The sequence below is a fragment of the Acidithiobacillus ferrivorans genome (assembly GCF_016250455.1).
Taxonomy (GTDB): domain Bacteria; phylum Pseudomonadota; class Gammaproteobacteria; order Acidithiobacillales; family Acidithiobacillaceae; genus Acidithiobacillus; species Acidithiobacillus ferrivorans.
Genome location: NZ_CP059488.1, coordinates 1,677,527 through 1,696,095 on the forward strand (window position 1 = coordinate 1,677,527; position 18,569 = coordinate 1,696,095).

23 protein-coding genes, 1 tRNA gene and 1 other RNA gene are annotated in these 18,569 nt (G+C 58.2%); 4 read left to right on the forward strand and 21 right to left on the reverse strand.

Annotation, left to right across the window (positions count from 1 at the left end; all coding sequences use genetic code 11):
- Positions 1-35 precede the first annotated feature (35 nt).
- The 21 genes from recR to H2515_RS08470 form a co-directional block, all read right to left on the reverse strand.
- Entirely contained in the window at positions 36-635 is a 600-nt protein-coding gene (gene recR / locus H2515_RS08370) for a recombination mediator RecR (RefSeq protein ID WP_014028902.1), read from the reverse strand.
- Between the two features lie 6 nt (positions 636-641).
- Positions 642-965 (reverse strand): YbaB/EbfC family nucleoid-associated protein, encoded by a 324-nt coding sequence (locus tag H2515_RS08375; protein WP_014028901.1) that lies wholly within the window; start codon positions 963-965, stop codon positions 642-644.
- A gap of 25 nt (positions 966-990) precedes the next feature.
- Complete coding sequence (gene dnaX, locus H2515_RS08380) at positions 991-2,688, reverse strand: DNA polymerase III subunit gamma/tau (RefSeq protein ID WP_198659829.1); 1,698 nt, start codon at positions 2,686-2,688, stop codon at positions 991-993.
- Positions 2,689-2,714: 26 nt separating this feature from the next.
- An RNA gene (gene ffs, locus H2515_RS08385) (signal recognition particle sRNA small type) lies at positions 2,715-2,811 on the reverse strand.
- A 47-nt stretch (positions 2,812-2,858) separates the two neighbouring features.
- A tRNA-Ser gene (locus H2515_RS08390) sits at positions 2,859-2,949 on the reverse strand.
- Positions 2,950-3,025: 76 nt separating this feature from the next.
- Positions 3,026-3,382 (reverse strand): PilZ domain-containing protein, encoded by a 357-nt coding sequence (locus H2515_RS08395; RefSeq protein ID WP_065414302.1) that lies wholly within the window; start codon positions 3,380-3,382, stop codon positions 3,026-3,028.
- A complete protein-coding gene (locus tag H2515_RS08400) occupies positions 3,366-4,367 on the reverse strand; it encodes a DNA polymerase III subunit delta' C-terminal domain-containing protein (RefSeq protein WP_065414301.1) in 1,002 nt (333 codons plus the stop codon). Before H2515_RS08400 ends, H2515_RS08395 begins: the two co-directional genes overlap by 17 nt.
- The gene (gene tmk / locus H2515_RS08405; RefSeq protein WP_065414300.1) at positions 4,364-5,014 is read right to left on the reverse strand and encodes a dTMP kinase; all 651 of its coding nucleotides are present in this window, start codon (positions 5,012-5,014) and stop codon (positions 4,364-4,366) included. The genes H2515_RS08400 and tmk overlap by 4 nt, the downstream gene beginning before the upstream one ends.
- On the reverse strand, positions 5,011-6,024 hold the full coding sequence (mltG, locus tag H2515_RS08410; RefSeq protein WP_065414299.1) for an endolytic transglycosylase MltG: 1,014 nt from the start codon (positions 6,022-6,024) through the stop codon (positions 5,011-5,013). The genes tmk and mltG overlap by 4 nt, the downstream gene beginning before the upstream one ends.
- Positions 6,021-6,875 carry an aminodeoxychorismate lyase gene (gene pabC, locus H2515_RS08415; protein ID WP_176712646.1) on the reverse strand — a complete coding sequence of 285 codons (855 nt, stop codon included), beginning with the start codon at positions 6,873-6,875 and terminating at the stop codon, positions 6,021-6,023. Before pabC ends, mltG begins: the two co-directional genes overlap by 4 nt.
- An 8-nt stretch (positions 6,876-6,883) precedes the next feature.
- The gene (gene fabF, locus H2515_RS08420; protein ID WP_198659830.1) at positions 6,884-8,125 is read right to left on the reverse strand and encodes a beta-ketoacyl-ACP synthase II; all 1,242 of its coding nucleotides are present in this window, start codon (positions 8,123-8,125) and stop codon (positions 6,884-6,886) included.
- Positions 8,126-8,160: 35 nt separating this feature from the next.
- Complete coding sequence (acpP, locus tag H2515_RS08425) at positions 8,161-8,409, reverse strand: acyl carrier protein (RefSeq protein ID WP_035192391.1); 249 nt, start codon at positions 8,407-8,409, stop codon at positions 8,161-8,163.
- Positions 8,410-8,494: 85 nt separating this feature from the next.
- Complete coding sequence (fabG, locus tag H2515_RS08430) at positions 8,495-9,244, reverse strand: 3-oxoacyl-ACP reductase FabG (RefSeq protein WP_198659831.1); 750 nt, start codon at positions 9,242-9,244, stop codon at positions 8,495-8,497.
- Positions 9,244-10,179 (reverse strand): ACP S-malonyltransferase, encoded by a 936-nt coding sequence (fabD, locus tag H2515_RS08435; RefSeq protein ID WP_198659832.1) that lies wholly within the window; start codon positions 10,177-10,179, stop codon positions 9,244-9,246. Before fabD ends, fabG begins: the two co-directional genes overlap by 1 nt.
- A gap of 38 nt (positions 10,180-10,217) precedes the next feature.
- Complete coding sequence (locus H2515_RS08440; protein WP_269802038.1) at positions 10,218-11,162, reverse strand: beta-ketoacyl-ACP synthase III; 945 nt, start codon at positions 11,160-11,162, stop codon at positions 10,218-10,220.
- Entirely contained in the window at positions 11,159-12,184 is a 1,026-nt protein-coding gene (gene plsX / locus H2515_RS08445) for a phosphate acyltransferase PlsX (RefSeq protein ID WP_198659833.1), read from the reverse strand. Before plsX ends, H2515_RS08440 begins: the two co-directional genes overlap by 4 nt.
- A gap of 37 nt (positions 12,185-12,221) precedes the next feature.
- Positions 12,222-12,407 carry a 50S ribosomal protein L32 gene (rpmF, locus tag H2515_RS08450; RefSeq protein WP_014028846.1) on the reverse strand — a complete coding sequence of 62 codons (186 nt, stop codon included), beginning with the start codon at positions 12,405-12,407 and terminating at the stop codon, positions 12,222-12,224.
- Between the two features lie 40 nt (positions 12,408-12,447).
- Positions 12,448-12,909, reverse strand: coding sequence for a YceD family protein (locus H2515_RS08455; protein ID WP_035192604.1), 462 nt, complete (start codon positions 12,907-12,909; stop codon positions 12,448-12,450).
- Positions 12,910-13,005: 96 nt separating this feature from the next.
- On the reverse strand, positions 13,006-13,887 hold the full coding sequence (locus tag H2515_RS08460) for a YihY/virulence factor BrkB family protein (RefSeq protein ID WP_198659834.1): 882 nt from the start codon (positions 13,885-13,887) through the stop codon (positions 13,006-13,008).
- A complete protein-coding gene (hda, locus tag H2515_RS08465; protein ID WP_035192404.1) occupies positions 13,884-14,600 on the reverse strand; it encodes a DnaA regulatory inactivator Hda in 717 nt (238 codons plus the stop codon). The genes H2515_RS08460 and hda overlap by 4 nt, the downstream gene beginning before the upstream one ends.
- Positions 14,597-15,145, reverse strand: coding sequence for a CDP-alcohol phosphatidyltransferase family protein (locus H2515_RS08470; protein ID WP_065414292.1), 549 nt, complete (start codon positions 15,143-15,145; stop codon positions 14,597-14,599). The genes hda and H2515_RS08470 overlap by 4 nt, the downstream gene beginning before the upstream one ends.
- A gap of 158 nt (positions 15,146-15,303) precedes the next feature.
- Between H2515_RS08470 and H2515_RS08475 the strand changes: the two genes are divergently transcribed.
- The 4 genes from H2515_RS08475 (at position 15,304) to H2515_RS08490 (ending at position 18,496) form a co-directional block, all read left to right on the forward strand.
- Positions 15,304-15,921, forward strand: coding sequence for a superoxide dismutase (locus tag H2515_RS08475; protein ID WP_035192407.1), 618 nt, complete (start codon positions 15,304-15,306; stop codon positions 15,919-15,921).
- A 145-nt stretch (positions 15,922-16,066) separates the two neighbouring features.
- Positions 16,067-17,104, forward strand: a complete 1,038-nt coding sequence (gene purM / locus H2515_RS08480) for a phosphoribosylformylglycinamidine cyclo-ligase (protein WP_198659835.1) — start codon at positions 16,067-16,069, stop codon at positions 17,102-17,104.
- Complete coding sequence (purN, locus tag H2515_RS08485) at positions 17,097-17,762, forward strand: phosphoribosylglycinamide formyltransferase (RefSeq protein WP_198659836.1); 666 nt, start codon at positions 17,097-17,099, stop codon at positions 17,760-17,762. The genes purM and purN overlap by 8 nt, the downstream gene beginning before the upstream one ends.
- Complete coding sequence (locus H2515_RS08490; protein ID WP_065414289.1) at positions 17,759-18,496, forward strand: competence/damage-inducible protein A; 738 nt, start codon at positions 17,759-17,761, stop codon at positions 18,494-18,496. Before purN ends, H2515_RS08490 begins: the two co-directional genes overlap by 4 nt.
- Positions 18,497-18,569: the final 73 nt, after the last annotated feature.

Genomic DNA, 18,569 nt, shown 5'->3' on the forward strand with positions numbered 1-18,569 from the left:
ATGGTTTTTATGTTTACGAAATAATGGGTAGGGCCTTATTCATCGAGCAAGCGGCGACCATGCAATGCGCGCCCGAGGGTGCTACGATCGACGTATTCCAACTCGCCGCCCACCGGCACCCCGCGGGCGATACGGCTGATGGTCATCCCATCGGGAACCAGCCCGGCGAGGAACTGTGCCGTGGCTTCCCCTTCCAGAGTGGGATTGGTCGCAAAAATTACTTCCCGCAAGTCTGCTTCACCCAAACGCGCGCTGAAGCGATCAATGTGCAGGGCTTCGGGACCGATGCCGTCCAAGGGCGACAAATGCCCCATCAACACAAAGAACTCGCCGACGAACACCCCCGTATCTTCGATAGCACGCAGATCAGCAGGAGATTCCACGACGCACAAGATGGAACGGTCCCGATGTTCAGAGCGACAGACGGCGCACAATGGTGCTTCGCTCAGATTGTTGCAGCGCTGACAAAAACGGACCGTGGCGTGGGCCTGCTGCAAGGCGGCGGCCAGTTGCGGCATGAGATCGCGCTTGCGCACCAGCAACTCATAGCTGATCCGTTGCGCCGAACGCGGGCCAATACCCGGTAGGCGGCGGAGCAGTGCCGCCAGGGCATCCATACTCGGAACCTCTGCCATAAATGCCTAGAACGGCAGGTTCATGCCCGGAATATTCATGCCACCCGTCACGTCCGACATCCGCTCCGCGCTGACCTTCTCGGCATTGCGCACGGCGTCATTCATGGCCGCAGCCAAGAGATCCTCGAGCATTTCCTGATCGCCATCGGCCAGCAGGGAGGGATCAATACGCACCCGGCGTACGTCGTGCCGGCAGGTCATAGTGACTTCTACCAGATTGCCGCCCGCATAGCCGCGCACCTCTACCTGTGCAAGTTCTTCCTGCGTCTTTTGCAAGCGCTCCTGGAGCTGCTGCGCCTGCTTCATGATATTTCCCAGTCCACCCTTCATCTTTCATTCCCTCTCTGTTTACTCTTCACTGTGAACTGACGGCACCGCCGTTCGCAGCGGGTACCATAATTTCAATGGATTCCACATGGGCCTCCAAGACTTCCAGGAATGCGCCGATGCGCGGATCCGCGGTGACGCGTGCCGCGGCCTCGGCCTGCCGGGATGCCGCACGCGCTTTCTCTTCCTGCACCAGGCTCCCCACCCCGGCCGCCTTGGTAAGGGGTACGATGCTCAGAAGCGGCTCCCGGCCAAAATACGCAGTAAGCGCCTGATGTAACGTCCGGCGGGCCTCGGCCTTGACGAGGAATGGCAAATAATTGGGCTCCACGGCCAATTCCACCGCTTCTGAATCGCAGCGCAAGGCCTGTCCATGGCGCAGGTACTCGGCAAGCATGGGCGAAACCGCCAGCGCCTCCACCACACAACGCCAGTCCGTCGAGGGCGCCGTCTCAGCGACCCTATCCGGCAGGTCGGACGTCGCTAGCGGCGGTGCTTCCCGAACGGCGTCCCGTGAATGGTAGGAAAGCGATGGTGCAGAGAGGTGCGATGCCGGTGAAGTCACCTCCGCTGCCGGCGCTGATGACCCAACAAAATGCGCAGTGCCCGGCCCCGGAAGCACAGCAGGCGGCGAGTCTGGCGATACCGCCCCGGAAAAGCCCAACACCCGCAGCATCGCCATTTCCAGTGCCATGCGACTGTCCGGATAAAGCGCAAAATCACGGCGTGCCGAGAGGAGCAAAAAATACCAGGACTGCAAGGTAAGCGGGCTGATGCGCCCACGCAGGCGCGCGATCACAGGTGCATCATCGCGCGCCGAATCCACCGGAAGAAATTGTGCCAGGCTGAGACGATGCACGCCCTCTATGACCAAATCGAGCAGGCCGGCGCCATCCATACCCCGCGCCAAATGATCATCCAGTATGGCAAATACCTGCGTAGCATCCCGATCCACTAACGCTTCGACCAAACCCAACACGGCATCGTCACTGCTGCGCCCAAGCATCGCGAGCACACCCTCACGCTGGACCGCGCCACCCCCATGAACAATAGCTTGATCCAGCAAACTCAGGGCGTCGCGCAGGCTCCCATCGGCAGCGCGTGACAATATCTGCAGTGCGGCATCCTCGGCGGGTATCTGTTCGGCCGCCATGATCTGCTGCAATCGTCCCTGAATTTGTGGAATATCCAGCCGCCGCAAATTAAACTGCAGACAGCGGGAGAGTACGGTTACCGGCAGTTTCTGCGGATCCGTAGTCGCCAGCAGAAACTTGACATGCTCCGGCGGTTCTTCGAGGGTCTTCAGCAGTGCATTGAAGCTGTGCGTGGACAACATGTGTACCTCGTCGATAAGGTACACTTTGTAGCGGCCCACCGTCGGCGCGTACTGCACGTTGTCCATCAGGTCGCGGGTTTCATCCACCCGGGTGCGGCTCGCCGCGTCCACCTCCTGCAGATCAACAAAATTTCCCGCGGCAATGCCACGACAGGCACTACACGCTCCGCAAGGATTGCTGCTCACGCCACGCTCACAGTTCAGGCATTTGGCCAGCAGCCGCGCCAGCGTCGTTTTGCCGACTCCCCGCGTCCCGGTGAACAGAAAAGCATGATGAATGCGACCGGAATCCAGGGCGTGGCGCAAGGCAGCGACCACAGCCTCTTGCCCTACAAAATCGTCAAAGTGTTGTGGCCGCCAGCGGCGGGCAAGCGCGAGGTAGGCGCTCATGCGGGCCTGAAATATAGGGTGGCGACGCCAATCAGCCGCACCCCGGCACCTGGATCACCGGTTGCCGCTGCTCCCTTCCGGGCCTGACGGAGTTCACCAGCTACCACTGCGAGGGGACCGATCTTTGTCGCCATAGAAAAACCTGAGACTGTCCGCTGATGGACGGTGATTGGCGGAGAGGGTGGGATTCGAACCCACGGTACCCTTTTGGAGTACACAGCATTTCCAGTGCTGCACCTTCGGCCGCTCGGTCACCTCTCCTGAGGGGACGAAGTGTACCCCAGACGCCAGCGACAGAGCAATGACCTTATATGGAAGCAGCACAAAACGACGCATTTTAAAAACTCAGCACCTCGCCAGAGTTCCCCGGCAGGCCCGACAGCGCGTTTTGAATACGTATCAGGACACCAGAGCGATCATTGACGAACTGAACGCCAATAGCTGGCGGTCGGCCATCGCGATTATCCGGTGGCGTCACCCACACCACCTTCCCCACAATAGGCACCCGCGGCTGGCTGTCGGGAAGACTGATCATGAGCAGCACCTCCGTGCCTATGGGCAGGAGATTCGGTGTCTCCACCAGCACACCACCGCCTTTAATGTTTGGCATATAGTAGCGCTGCACCGCAGTAGCGTCCCGCAGTACTACGGACAGCGCTTTTGCCGCACTTCCAGTCTCAGCTTGTAATTCCATGCGCCTTCTCCCCGGACCAAATACTTACCCAGCTCAACAGTAACGTTTCCAACAGCATGCCCACATTGCGATTCTGCATGAGAAACTCAGGCAGTCGGAGCCAGCCCTCCAGCGCCTCCCAGAGGAATATCGCCTGCGCTGACTGCGCCATGGCCTCTAGTGACTGCAGATAGTCTACATGTACGATACTGTCCAGGCGATGATTACGGAGTCGCAGCAAATCCGCCAACAAGCTTAACATCAACTCGCGCAACAGCAGCAAGTCAATCTCTTTAGCCCAGTTATCCGCCAACCGCAAGGCAGCGACCGGACCCTGCTGAGGGAGGCCCAACAACGCATCGATCCAGGTTGGGCAGAGTGTTACCCAGCCGGATTCCCAGAGCTGCCAGGCACGCAACGGCCGATTCGCAAACTGTCGGCTTAACCATAGCGCCGCCGCCGGCGGTATACCGAGTCCTTCCAGCCAAAGCACGCACTGCCCCGGTCGCGGCGCGGGAAAAGGCAACCGCTGCAAGCGTGACCGGATGGTAGCCAGAAGCTGCGATGGACGCTCACTGAGCAAAAGAATGTGCGCACGCGCGGCAGGCTCTTCCAGGGTTTTGAGAAGGGCATTAGCGGCTGCCGTGGTCAGCGCTTCGGCCGGTTCCAGGCGCAACCAGCGACGCGCGCTGACCTGCGGGGTGTAGGCGAGGAACTCATTGGCATGGCGCACCGAGTCAATCGCAATACGCTTCCCCGTTTCTGCGGTAATAACGAGCAGATCCGGATGATTACCTTCTGCCAACAAACGACAGGCACGACAGGTTCCACAGGACAGTCCCGGCGCCGATGGCGCGAAACACAAGGCCGCCTGCTGTAACTCATCGCAGTACTGTCCGACCAGCGACCCCGACTCGCCGACCGCGAGCATCGCCTGGGGTAATCCCGCTTGCAGCAGACTTTGTAGCGGCTGCCATTCGGCGGGCGGCAGACGGTGCGCACTCATGAACCGTGGGCCGCCAGGCGCAGCGCCAACTGTACCCGCAAAGTATCATGCACCACCGGCAAAGTCTGGGTCGCATCCACGCGCAAGATTCTTTCTGGTTCAGCCGCACAGCGTTCCGCAAAAACCGCACGCGCCCGGCTAAAGAAGGCTTGATCTTCTCGCTCCAGCCGATCCGGTCGGCGTGCGCGAATGCGTATCGCGCCCAATTCCGGCGGCACATCAAACCATAAGGTCAGATCGGGAAGACGGGTAATCCCCGCCCAGCGCGCCAACTCCGCGATGTGTTCACAGCTGACCCCGCGTCCGCCACTCTGATAGGCATAGGTGGAATCCTCATAGCGGTCACTGATGACCACTTTCCCGGCAGCCAGCGCGGGAGCAATACGCGTCAGCCAATGATCCCGACGCCCTGCATACAGCAGGAGCAATTCCTCATCCGCATCCAGGTGCAGGCGGTCATCCAGAAAAATCGTACGCAAAGCCTCACCAAGCGGCCCGCCGCCCGGTTCCCGGGTAACTTCCACCGCGTAGCCCTGCTGACGACAATATTCCGCTAACACCGGCACCGCCGAACTCTTTCCTGCGCCCTCGATACCCTCTAAGGTGAGGAAAAATCCATTCTTCAGTGATGCTGCCTTCGCATTCACAAAGCGGCTCCTCCGCCATGCTGGAGATAACGCTGTATCTGCTTAAGATGTTGCGTGTAACTCTTTGAATAATAATATTCATCGCCTTGAGCGATAAAATAGAGGTCGGCACTGTCCGCAGGATGCAGCACCGCCATCAGACTGCCGAGTCCCGGCATCGCAATGGGGGTAGGCGGCAATCCGGTGTGCAAGTAGGTGTTATAGGGGCTCTCCACATGCATCTCTGGCGCCGTCAAAAGCCCAGTATAGCGCTCGCCCAAGGCGTAAATCACGGTGGGATCCGACTGCAAAGGCATCCCCTGCCGCAAGCGATTGAGAAATACGGCGGCTATATGTGCCTGCTCTGCGGCTGGCGCGCCCTCCTTTTGTACGATAGAAGCCAGAATCAGGGCCTGGTAGGGATCAGTCAGCGGCAAGCCAGGAGCACGCCCGGCCCACAAGGACTGTAATTCCCGTTGCATGCGCACATAGGCACGCCGCAGCACACTCAGCGCGGTGGTACCCGGAACATAACGGTAACTATCGGGGAAAAGCCAGCCCTCCGCACTGCCTTGCGCGCCGACCCCCTGCTGTGCAAGGCCCCGTGCCGCGGCCGCACCCTGTGGCAGGTTCTGCTGGTCCAGATAAGGCGCCTTATCGTGTATTTCCTGATAGATATCCTGCAAACGCCAGCCGGGCACAATCAGCAGGTTAAGTGGTGTGGATTGCCCGGCAATTAACCGGTGGAGTACCTGCGCCTGGCTAATACGTCCCTGAAACTCATACAGCCCGGCCTGCATGGGCGGATACCCGGCCAAAGCCCAAGCCAGATGAACTATTCGTGGATGCGGCAATACCCCGGACCGCGCCAGAGTAGCGATAGTCTGCGCGTTACTGGCACCCAGCGGAATGGGGACCGTCACGCCTTTCGCCGGCAAAGTTTCCGGCCAATACATGCGGATGCCGTAAAATCCAAAAGAGCATGACAGCAGCAAAAGAAATAACCAGGCGGCACGGCGTTGGCGGCTCATGATTGTGGCCCCAACCCCAAATCCCTGCACCAGGCGAGCACAGCGGATGCTATTGGTCCGTCATGTCCTGGCAACGCGCGTTGCACAAAGTGGCGCACTGGCCAGATGCCGATCAGGCTATTGCTGAAGAATATTTCATCCGCCTCCTGAAGTACCGCGGCCGGATAGCGACCCAGCATGGTCGGCACGCCACGCGCGCGCAGCCACTCCAGGATGGCGCCCCGCTGAATGCCGGCAATACCCCCATCTTCCAGATCGGGGGTGTAGGCAATACCCGCTGTCACCCAAAACAGATTGGACATGATTCCTTCGCGCAGCACCCCTGACTGGTCCAACATGATCCCCTCTGCATATTCCGACGCCAGAGCATCTCGAGCCATGACCTGATTCAAGCGATTGAGCGATTTAACGCCGAGATAAGGCGCGCCGGTTAACAAGGCGACCGGACAGATCGTGGCCGAGATACCAGGCGCCCAATAGCGAGCATCACGCTCCGGCCATTGGGATAAGCACAGATAGCGGCGCGCGGGACCGGCACCGGAACTGCCGAACCCCCATCCAGCGCCACGGCTGAGGAGTAGCTTGACGAAGAGGCGGGAATCTGCCTGGACGCCATGCAATACTTGCTGTAAATCGTCATACCAGAGGCTGGGGGGAGGCATCGGGATATTCAGAATGGCCGCGCCGCGCTTGAGACGCGCCAGATGGGCATCCCAAAACAGGGGGACGCCCTTTATGACCGCGATGGTTTCAAAAAGCCCATCCCCGTAATGTAAAGCACGGTCTAAGGCAGCGCCGCACGCCCCTGCCACGAAGTGATTTCCATCCACCGTGGCGGCAATCACGCCCACGGAGTGAATCAGTCGCTAACGCGGCGGAAAACCAGAGAACTGTTGGTACCGCCAAATCCGAAGGAATTGCTTAACGCCACTTCTACAACGGCGTTTCGCGCCTTAAGGGGTACATAATCCAGATCGCAGCCCGCATCAGCCTGATCCAGATTGATGGTGGGTGGCAGGATGCCATGATAGAGCGCCAGCGCCGTAAAAATTGCTTCGATCCCCCCTGCGGCACCCAGAAGATGGCCCGTCATGGACTTGGTGGAGCTCATCGCCAAGCGTCGTGCATGGTCACCAAAAACCACATGCACGGCGTCGGTTTCTGAACGGTCTCCAAGCGGGGTCGACGTCCCATGCGCGTTGATGTACCCCACCATTTCCGGAGTCACCGCAGCGTTACGCAACGCAGCTTGCATACAGCGGGCGGCACCCTCCCCTGCCGGCGCCGGCTGTGTCATATGGTAAGCATCAGAGCTCATGCCATAACCGGACAATTCCGCATAGATACGGGCGCCACGACGCCGCGCAAATTCATATTCCTCCAGCACGAGAACACCCGCACCTTCGCCCAACACGAAACCATCCCGGTCTTTATCCCAGGGACGACTGGCCCTCTCAGGATCCGCATTACGCGTTGAAAGCGCCCGCGCCGCGCAGAATCCACCCAGCCCCAAAGGACTGATAGCCGCCTCGGCACCACCGGCGATCATGACATCGGCGTCACCATATTCGATGAGTCGCGTCGCATCACCGATGGAGTGCGTCCCCGTAGAACAGGCCGTCGCCATGGCAATGCTCGGTCCTTTGGCGCCATACATGATGGAAACATGACCAGACACCATGTTGACGATGCAACGCGGAATAAAAAAGGGCGAGATCCGGCGCGGGCCGCTCTCGGTGAAAACCTGATGCTCGGATTCAATTCCCGGCAAGCCGCCAATGCCACTGCCAATGGATACTCCCACCCGCTCCGCAATGTCTGCACTGATCTGCAATCCGGAATCCGCAATCGCTTCCATCGCCGCAACAAGGCCATAATGGATGAATAAATCCATCTTGCGGGCTTCCTTGGCCGGAATGTACTGACCAATATCAAAGCCACGTACCTCTCCCGCAATCTGGGAGCTATATAGGGCAGGGTCAATGCGGGTTACCCGGCCAATACCACTACGTCCCTGGATTATGGAATCCCACGCCGCCGGAAGACCCACACCGACGGGTGACACAATTCCCAGCCCGGTAATCACTACACGCCTTTTCAACCGCCTGTTCTCCTCATCACCCAGTTGGGGAATACTCAGGCATCCTTGGCTGGCATATGCGCAGACACATAGTCAATGGCCTGTTGCACGGTCGCAATCTTCTCCGCTTCTTCGTCGGGGATTTCGCAATCAAATTCTTCTTCTAGCGCCATCACCAGTTCCACGGTATCCAGCGAATCAGCACCCAGGTCATCGACAAAAGAGGCTTCATTGGTTACTTCATCTTCGTTGACACCCAACTGCTCTACTACGACCTTCTTTACACGTTCTGCCACATTATCCATTAGGAGAAGCTCCTCTGTTGGTAAAAAAATTATTGTCGGCGAGATTGGACCACAGGGCGTACAGTCCTGTAAAGCCACGAATGCATTACCCCATCCACATGCCCCCATTGACATGGAGAATCTGTCCGGTTACGTAACCCGCATCCGGACCCGCTAAATAAGCGACTGCAGCAGCCACATCGGCCACCACACCCAGTCTTCCTGCCGGAATCTGCTGCAGGAGCATGCCGCGCTGCGCTTCATTCAGCCCTTCGGTCATATCCGTGCTGATAAAGCCAGGCGCCACACAATTGACGGTTACCTGCCGCGCCGCCACTTCCCTCGCCATAGCCCGGGTAAAACCGGCCACCCCCGCCTTGGCGGCCGCATAATTGGTCTGTCCGGCATTGCCCATCACCCCGACCACCGACGTAATGTTAATAATACGGCCAAAACGGGTTTTGAGCATATCGCGCACGCATAGCTTGCTCAAGCGATATACCGCGCGCAAGTTGGTCGCCATGACATCATCCCAGTCATCATCCTTCATCCGCAACAGCAATTGATCACGGGTGATCCCCGCATTGTTCACCAGAATAGTCGGCGCACCATGAGATGCCTGTATTTGCGCGAGCACAGCGGACATGGCCGCATCATCGGTCACATCCAGCGCCACCCCGGTACCGCGAATACCGTACGCTGCCAGATCTGCACTAATGCGCTCCGCACCAGCAGGCGTGGTTGCCGTAGCGACGACCCGCGCACCCTGCCTGCCCAGTACGCGGGCGATCTCCTGTCCGATGCCGCGACTACCGCCGGTGATCAGGGCTAACTGACCCTCTAAAGATCCCGCCATCAGATCATCTCCAGGGTGGCCTTGAGGCTTTTACCGTCTTCGATATGGAGCATGGTCAGGCTAGGCTCAATGCGCTTCCCCAATCCCGACAGCACGCGACCCGGCCCCATTTCCACGAAGGTCATAGCCCCCTGTCGGGCGAGATGACGAATCGTATCGGTCCAGCGTACGGGCGAATACAACTGCTTGGCAAGGGCGGCACGAATGGAATCAGGCGTATTGTGGCTTTGCACATCGGCATTATGCACCACCATCGCCTTGGGGCTGCGGAATTGCACAGATTCCAAGGTAGTCTGAAAACGTTCGGCAGCCGACATCATCAGGCTGCAATGACTGGGCACGCTGACCGGAAGCACTACAACGCGCTTCGCACCGGCGGCACGCGCTGACTCTACCAGACGCGCAATGGCTGTCTGATGACCGGCGACCACCACTTGTCCGGGCGCATTAAAATTGGCCGCCGCCAGCACTTCACCACGTGCTTCCTGGGCGCAAAGTTGTTTCACCTCATCATCGCCGAGACCAATAATGGCCGCCATGGCACCCACACCTTCGGGCACCGCGTGCTGCATCAGACGACCACGTTCTGCGACCAGACGTACGGCATCCGGAAAATCCACCGCATCGGCAACCACCAGGGCCGTGTATTCACCCAAAGAGTGACCGGCGATAAAGTCGGGAAAGGCGCCGCCCTCCTCTTCCCAGACCCGATAAACGGCGTACCCGGCAGCCAGCATCACCGGCTGCGTCCAGCACGTCTGATTGAGTTTTTCGACAGGTCCATCCTGAGTAAGGGACCACAGGTCCTCGCCCAGCTGGGCAGAAGCTTCTGCGAAAATCTCCTTGACCAGCGGATGACTGCCAGCAAGATCAGATAGCATATTCAAAGACTGCGAACCCTGACCGGGAAAAACAAAGGCGATAGAGCCGTGCAAGCGAACCTCCTCTCAGTACAAATTGGTATGCAGAGCTTTCAGCCCCAACGCAGGAGCGCCGATCCCCAAGTGAACCCACCCCCGAACGCCTCCAGCAGGAGACACTGCCCCGGCTGAAAACAACGACGTCGGGCCGCATCATCCAACGCCAAAGGTACCGAAGCTGCGGAAGTATTACCATGATGCTCCACCGTCGTCACCACGCGCTCCATAGGCAGGCCCAACTTATCGGCCGTCGCCTGAATAATACGGATATTGGCCTGATGTGGCACCAGCCAGTCGATGTCCTCTGCCGTCAGGGCATTTGCTGCGAGCGTTTCCTGCACAATCTCACCCAGGGTACGCACAGCCATGCGGAACACCGCATTACCCTGCATGGTCATCCGGGTCTCGCCACCAGGCACCTGCAGCAAGTCGGCATAGGCACCATCCGCATGGATGTGCGTGGAGATGATGCCGGGCTCGTCACTGGCACTGAGGATTACGGCACCGGCCCCATCACCAAAAAGGATACAGGTGCCACGATCTGTCCAGTCGACAATGCGGGACATACTCTCTACCCCGACGACCAGCGCATGCCTCGCCCCGCCGCTGCGGATGAAGCGATCGGCGGTCGCCAGCGCATAGATAAAACCGGTGCAAACCGCCTGAATATCAAAGGCCGGCGCACCATGGTTCCCCAAACGGGCCTGCAACAGACAAGCGGTACTGGGGAATAGCTGGTCCGCAGTCGTCGTCGCGACAATAATGAGATCCAAATCCTCTGCCCGAAGACCGGCATCCGCCAGTGCCTGGCGCGCTGCCGCTGCCGCCATATCTACGGTTTTTTCGTCGGGAGCGGCGATATGGCGGGAGCGGATCCCCGTGCGCGCGAAGATCCAGGCATCGCTGGTCTCCACCATCTGCTCCAGTTCATGGTTGCTGAGAACACGTTCCGGCAAATAGCCACCAGTGGCCACGATACGGCTAAAAATAGGCTTCACGCGCTGTTTCGCACCGCCGGATCAAGGCTTTTCTGAATCACTTCGGCAATACACAAGGTCAGGCGATGCTTGGCTTCGGTGATAGCCACCTCCACGGCGCAGGCAAAGGCAAAGCGGTCAGCGTTGCCGTGACTTTTGATGACGATACCATTCAGCCCCAACAGGGTTGCGCCATTGTACTGGCGAGAATCGAGGCGACGCCGCAGACGCTGCAAGATGGGACGGTTGACCAGATACGCCATGCGCCCATACCAGCCGTGGGTATAGCTGGCTCGCAGTTCCTGACTGATCATCCACGCCAGCCCTTCAGACGTCTTCAGCGCTACATTACCCACGAAACCGTCACACACCAGCACATCAGCGACACCTCGATAAATATCGGAACCTTCCACATTACCAATAAAATTCAACTTGGCAGCGCGCAGGAGCAGCGCGGCTTCTTTGACCTGCTCATTGCCCTTGATGTCTTCAGAGCCGATATTGAGCAAGCCGACCCGCGGCTGGGCAAGACCCATGACGCGCTCGACGAGTATCGAGCCCATTACTGCGAACTGTAGGAGATGTTCCGGATGACAATCCACGTTGGCACCCAAATCCAGCGCCAGAAGTCGTCCTGTGGTGGTCGGCAGAAAGGCAGCAATTGCGGGACGGTCTATACCGGGAATGGTACGTAGAAACACTTTACCGAGCGCCATCAACGCACCGGTGTTACCCGCGCTGACCACTGCATCCACATGCCCATCGCGCAACAAACCGATGGCGACATGCATGGAAGAATCCCGCTTACCGCGGAGGGCCTGAGACGGTGCCTCATCCATGGCTACCACCTGACTGGCGTGGTGTACCACAATTTGTGGTGAACCTTGGAGGCGGGCCCGCGCCAATCCCGCCTGGAGGATACTACTGTCCCCCACAACATGAAAAACGACATCGGGGTGACCTTTGACCAGATCGCGGATGGCAAGAACCACCACCGACGGGCCTGAATCACCACTCATGGCATCTACCGCAATGTGCGGCATCGCGAAACCCTAAAAACGCTCTGACAGGCTGGCGTTATCAGGCCTCTACCGCCTTTTTCACCATCTCGCGACCCTTATAGAAGCCACATTCCGGGCACACATGATGAGGCAGCTTTGCCGCCCCACAATTGGCACATACGGAACGGTTCACGGTCACCAGAAAATCGTGGGCTCGCCGCATGTTACGACGAGAATGGGAAGTTTTACTTTGTGGAACGGCCATGACTCAATTTCTCCCGATTTGTATCAAAATATACTGCAGTTCATTTAACAACGGTTAACGGCGCAAGCCCGGAAACCGGGCAAATGCCTGACTTCCACTCCGCACAGCGGGGAATCATCGGCAAGGCCAGTAGTACTTCATCTTCCAGCCAGACTTGCTGAGCGACCACGCCATTTTCAGCAATAACCACCTCTAAAGTAGAATCCATAGCGAGCACTGCCGACTCCTGTTCTGCCAATCCGCTGTGCACGGTTACGGAAAGTGCTAACGGCATAACACCCGTACAGCGTTCGCAACGAACCTCACCCAGCACCCTTATCTGGCCATCGGCGGCAATCACCTGCCCCCTGCGGATCAGGTCAAGGCTTACACTCACTGCCTGCACACTGACCAGTGCCTCGCCCAAGCGCAACCAGCCGCATGGATCAATAATACCCTCCAGCATGTCACCATGGACAGACACCCGGGCAATCGACAAGCTCGATGATTTAGCGGAAAACATAAGCGCGGCATAGTAGCGATCACGGCGCTGCAAGTAAAGAGTTTGTCAGCGACTTTCCTCTCCATTCGGCATATTCATCCGCCGAGGGAAATATGCCTAATGATTATCGCGGATAATCGCTGCCGCTGCTATCTCCGCACCGAACAAAACAATCGCCCAGGCCATATACAGCCAGAGGAGAAAAACAGGAAAGGCACCCAAAGCACCATATATGGTTTCGAAACTTGAAAGTCGCAGATAACCGGCCAGCGCAATCTTGGCGGTTTCAAACAGGATGGCGGCGGATACCCCGCCAAGAAAAACATCCCGCCAGTGCGTCATTGCCGAGGGCAGTGTTTTGTAGAGTACTGCCATCATCACTGTGACCACCAGAAGAGTAAGCACATGACTGAGCAGGGGGGGCACGACCGGGATACGTGCCAGGTACGCCAGCAGAGGTTGCAGGGGACCAAGCAACGGCAGGATGAGTACAAAGCTGAATGGGCCGCACACCAGCACGACCACGTAGCGTAGAACTCGGCACCACAGGCAAGTCGGAGTAACACCCCAGATGGCATTAAAATGCCGCTCTACCTCACGCAGCAGAAAAATCGCGGTGCCGCTCAACCCAAGTACGCCAAACAAATCCAATTGGGTACCGCGCGCTGCGAGGCCGTTTATCTGACGCAGAATCGCATCCCCCATCTGTGGGACAAAACTGCGTAAAATCAGATGATCAACCTGGGCACGGTGGAGCATGCTGAACCCCACCAGATTCCATAGGCTGAAGACCAGCACCACTGCCGGTATCAAACCAAAGAGGGTGGTATAAGCGAGCAACCCCGCACGGTCGATACATTCGTCAAGCCAAAAGCCATGCCACGCACGGTACATCCGGTGGGCCAAGCACTGCCAATGATTGGCCTTCTCCCTGGGAACGGGTATTAGTGTCTTGTCCTTCTGGCGAAAGCATTGGCGCGGCGGTGTTTTTTCCGTCATCGCCAGTTCTCCGCAGCCAGACAAAGGCGTATGAATGGGATGGTCACCTCCCGTTGCTGCTCCCAACTCCGGCTGTCCAGAACGCTCAGCATGCGATCCAGTGCCCCGAGATCGCGCGGATAATGCCGTAACAGATAGAGCGCTGCGTCGACACCCATCTGCAGACCTCGGCGCTGCGCCATTTCCTGCAAAATAACACGCTTCTCCGCATCGCTGGGAAAACGCAGAGCGTATTGCAAACCCGCACTCACCCGGCTTGCCCAGTCCGGGAGCACCCAGTCCGTGAGCTGAGGTGCTTGTCGACTGGCAAGGAGCATCGGCTGCCCACAGCCCATGCGCTCATTATAGAGATCAAAGAAAAATGTTTCCTTATCACGCTGACCGGCCCAGCTTTCGACATTATCCAGGCACAACAGAGGCGCCCCTGCCAGACTGGAGAACATCGCGGGATCCATGATCGTATTGAACGGATTGGTGATATCGCCGCAGTCTATATAAGGCGTCCATCCAGCAACAGCGGATGCGGCCCCCAGCAATAAATGACTTTTACCCACTCCGCCCGGCCCATAAAGGTAAAGACAAAGGCTCTGTCGTTCAGTTAGCAAGTTAAGCACCGCACGCAGCGCTTCGGCATTCGGATGGGGATAAAAGTCTTCCAGGCTTGCTTGTGACTCCACGCCCAAGGGGAGAATCCGTTGTCGTGTATCGCTCATGATTCGCTGGAGCCTCCCTCCTGAGCAATCGCCTTGCGGCTCCAGACCCAGACATACTGCCCCCCGGACACAACGGCCATCAGGAACACGAGCGCGAAGATGGGCAGCAGTGGTACATGCCAATGGCCTGCCGCCAACAACAGCACCAGCACAATAACGACGAATTGGAGTGCGGTGTTCCATTTCGATAACAGCGTCGGGCGGATACTAAATTTTCCGATCAGCAGCAAGTAGAGCAGGCTGCCACCGACGATCAGCAGGTCCCGGGAAATAATGGCAACCGTCACCCACAAAGGAATACGCTGCAACCAGGTCAGCGTGATGACCGTCGTCACTACCAGTAATTTATCCGCCATCGGGTCGAGGATAGCCCCCAAACGGGTTTGCAGATGATAATGACGGGCTATCCAACCATCCAGTGCGTCGGTAATCGCCGCCGCCAAGAAAATGAGCAGAGCCGCGACGAAAAGCTCCTTCGCCAGCGCGTAGAAAATCACGGGCACCAGAAAGAGTCGCAACAAGGTCAACAGATTCGGCAGGTTCATGGCAGTGAAGCTAGGCAAGGGTACGGCGACTGTCAAGAAGAATTATGGGGCGGCAAAGGCTCAGGCGACCGGGAGGTCGTTTGCAGATGGCTCTGCCACTGATTACAATCCAAAGGGCATTGGTTCAGTTCTTAAACTTGAAATCAGGAGAATATTGAATGTCCGAATATAGCGTGCGCGAAGAATTAAAGCCCAGCGGGCTGGATGGCATCTCGGATGCCCAAATCAATGATCACTGGGGACTCTATGCTGGTTATGTAAATCAAAGCAATGCGTTGCGCAAGGAACTTGCGGAAATGCGTGCCGCCGGTAAAACTGGATCACTGACTTATGCAGATCGTCGGCGACGCTTTGGCTTCGAATATAACGGCATGGTTTTACATGAGTACTATTTTGCCCAGTTGAAGCCCGGCAGCAGCATCGATCAGGCACCCGGCTTTAAAGCTGCGGTCACTGAGCAGTTTGGCAGTACTGAAGCATGGCATGAAGATCTGATGTCTGCCGCCAAGAGCCGGAGCGTGGGTTGGGCTATCGCCTACTACGATGGTACCACCGGTCAGATTAACAACCACTTTGTCCAGCTTCATGAAGACGGGAATGTCGGCGGTTTTGTGCCGCTGGTCATCGTTGATGTCTTCGAGCATGCCTACATGGTGGATTGGAAGGCCCTCGGTCGCGCCGATTATCTGGCTGCCATTCACAAGAACATGAACTGGGGTGTGGTAGAAGCGCGCTTCCAGGCCGCCAAAAGTGGTCAGATTTTCAAGCGGTTCTGATCACCTGTAGGGATTTAATTCATAACAGAGCGGTTCGCCGCTCTTTTTTATTGGACGCAGTTCGCTGCACGACTCCACTGGTTGCCCCTTTGACAGGCGCCATACGCCCCCATACCATGACCAAAACCCCTTTGAGGAAATCGCCGTGGACACCCCAAAACCTTTGACCTATCGCAGCGCCGGGGTGAACATCGACGCTGGCAATACGCTGGTGGACCGTATCAAACCTCTTGCCCAAAGTACTCACCGCCCCGGCGTGCTTGGCGGTATTGGCGGTTTCGGTGGACTGTTCGCCCTACCCGGCGGTTATCGCGAACCGGTGCTGGTATCAGGTACCGATGGGGTGGGCACCAAGCTGTTACTCGCCCAGGAAGCCAATCAACATGACCGCATCGGCATTGATCTGGTCGCTATGTGTGTCAACGACATTCTCGTCTCCGGCGCCGAACCCCTCTGGTTCCTCGACTACTATGCCTGCGGGCAGTTGGATAATGACGTGGCCGAGGCGGTTATTACCGGGGTGGCCGATGGCTGCCGGCAGGCTGGCTGCGCTTTGCTGGGCGGAGAAACTGCAGAAATGCCCGGCATGTACCCGGCTGGGCATTATGATCTTGCGGGCTTCGCGGTGGGCATTGTCGAGAAGTCCGCCATCCTGACGGGTGCGGCCTGCCGGGAGGGCGATGCGGTGATTGGCATTGCCGCGTCCGGGCCGCACAGTAACGGTTACTCTCTGATTCGGGAAATTCTCGTACGCGGTGGTGCCCACGCCCATGTCCAGATCAACGGTGAGCCACTGGTGGATCTGCTGCTGCAGCCGACCCGGATTTATGTGAACGCCATTCAGGGCCTGCGCAAGACGGTTACGGTACACGCCCTCTCTCACATTACCGGCGGCGGCCTGGTGGAAAATCTGCCCCGCTCACTGCCCACAGCACTTGCGGCACGCATTGATCCCAAAAGCTGGCAAATGCCGGCTATTTTTCAATGGTTACAGGAGCATGGACAGGTCTCCATGGAGGAAATGCGGCGGGTTTTCAATATGGGTATCGGCATGGTCGCCATCGTTCCCTGGGAATCCCGGCAGGCCGCCGTGCAATCTATCAGAGAGCACGGAGAGCAAGCCTTCGTTATCGGGCAGTTGGTGCCACGTCAGGATGGTGAGGGAGTACGCTTTCTTGACTAAAAGGCTGGTGGTTCTGGTTTCCGGCCGGGGCAGCAACCTGCAAAGCATCCTTGCAGCTTGCCGTAGCGGGCAGATACCGGACACGCAAGTCGTTGCGGTCGTCAGTAACCGTCCAGCCGCCAGAGCATTGGAACTGGCGATGGCAGCAGGCATTCCTGCCCTTACTGTCGATCATCGGGATTATGGGAGCAGGACAGACTTCGATGCCGCCCTGCAACAGCAGATTGACGAATACGCCCCGGATATCGTGGCGCTGGCCGGGTTCATGCGTCAACTTACGCCCGCTTTTGTGCAGCGCTATGAGGGCAAACTGCTGAATGTCCACCCCTCTCTGCTTCCCGCCTTTCCCGGCTTGCATACCCATGCCCAGGCGCTGCAGCAGGGTGTGTGCTGGCATGGTGCCAGCGTCCATTTTGTTACGGCGGAGTTGGATGCCGGCCCTATTATCATCCAGGCAGCCGTGGCAGTCCTGCCCACAGATGATGAACAGTCGCTTGCCACACGCGTGCTCGACGCAGAACATCGTATTTATCCGCAGGCGCTGGCGTGGCTGGTGAGTGGCCGGGTGACTTACGCCGCAGGGCGCACTCAGTGGCGAGATCCGCCACAGACGGCGACACGCACGGCCATTGCCCCTTCTCTGGAGAGTTCCCCATGAGCAAAGAGGTTGGCTTGGTGATCATCGGCACCGAGATACTCTCCGGTAAACGGGAAGACCGCCACTTGCTCCGCAGCCGCCAGCAACTGGCGCGACGCGGTTATGGCGTCGCCTGGTGCCTGATCGTGCCCGATACCCGGGATATTCTGCTGACCCAGTTGCGCTGGGCCATGGCGCAATCTGTGCCGTTTTTCTCCTTTGGCGGTCTAGGCGCAACCCCCGACGACCTGACCCGCGATGGCGCCGCAGCGGCCGCTGGCGTCACCTTGTCCCGGCACGCTGAAGCGGAGGCGTTGATTCGCCAACAATTCGGCGCCGAGGCGGAACCGGTGCGGGTACGGATGGCCGATCTGCCCGCCGGGGCAAGACTGATCCCTAACCCAGTCAACAATGTGCCGGGATTTTCCGTAGCTAATGGCCACTTCTTCCCGGGATTTCCGCAAATGGCGGAGCCCATGAGTGACTGGGTGCTGGAGCAGTATTTTCCTCCCTTGGTGGCGGACATAGAGGCACGGGTTCTTTTGCCCAGTGCGCGGGAGGGCAACCTGGTCCCGCTCATGGAAAGCTTTTGTGCCGCCCATCCGGACATACGCTTTTCCAGCCTGCCCAGCTTCACGGCGACTGGTCCGCAAATCGAGTTGGGAGTGGCGGGGCAAGCGGCGCCCGTTCAGATCGCCATCCGCGACCTGAAGACCCGCCTGAACCTGATGGGGCTCGAAGTTCAGGATCTGTGATCCTGCCCGAATCTTAATCAGGCAAGTTTACCCGGCAAGTCACTGCAAGCCGGGAATATCTGCCGTCATAACA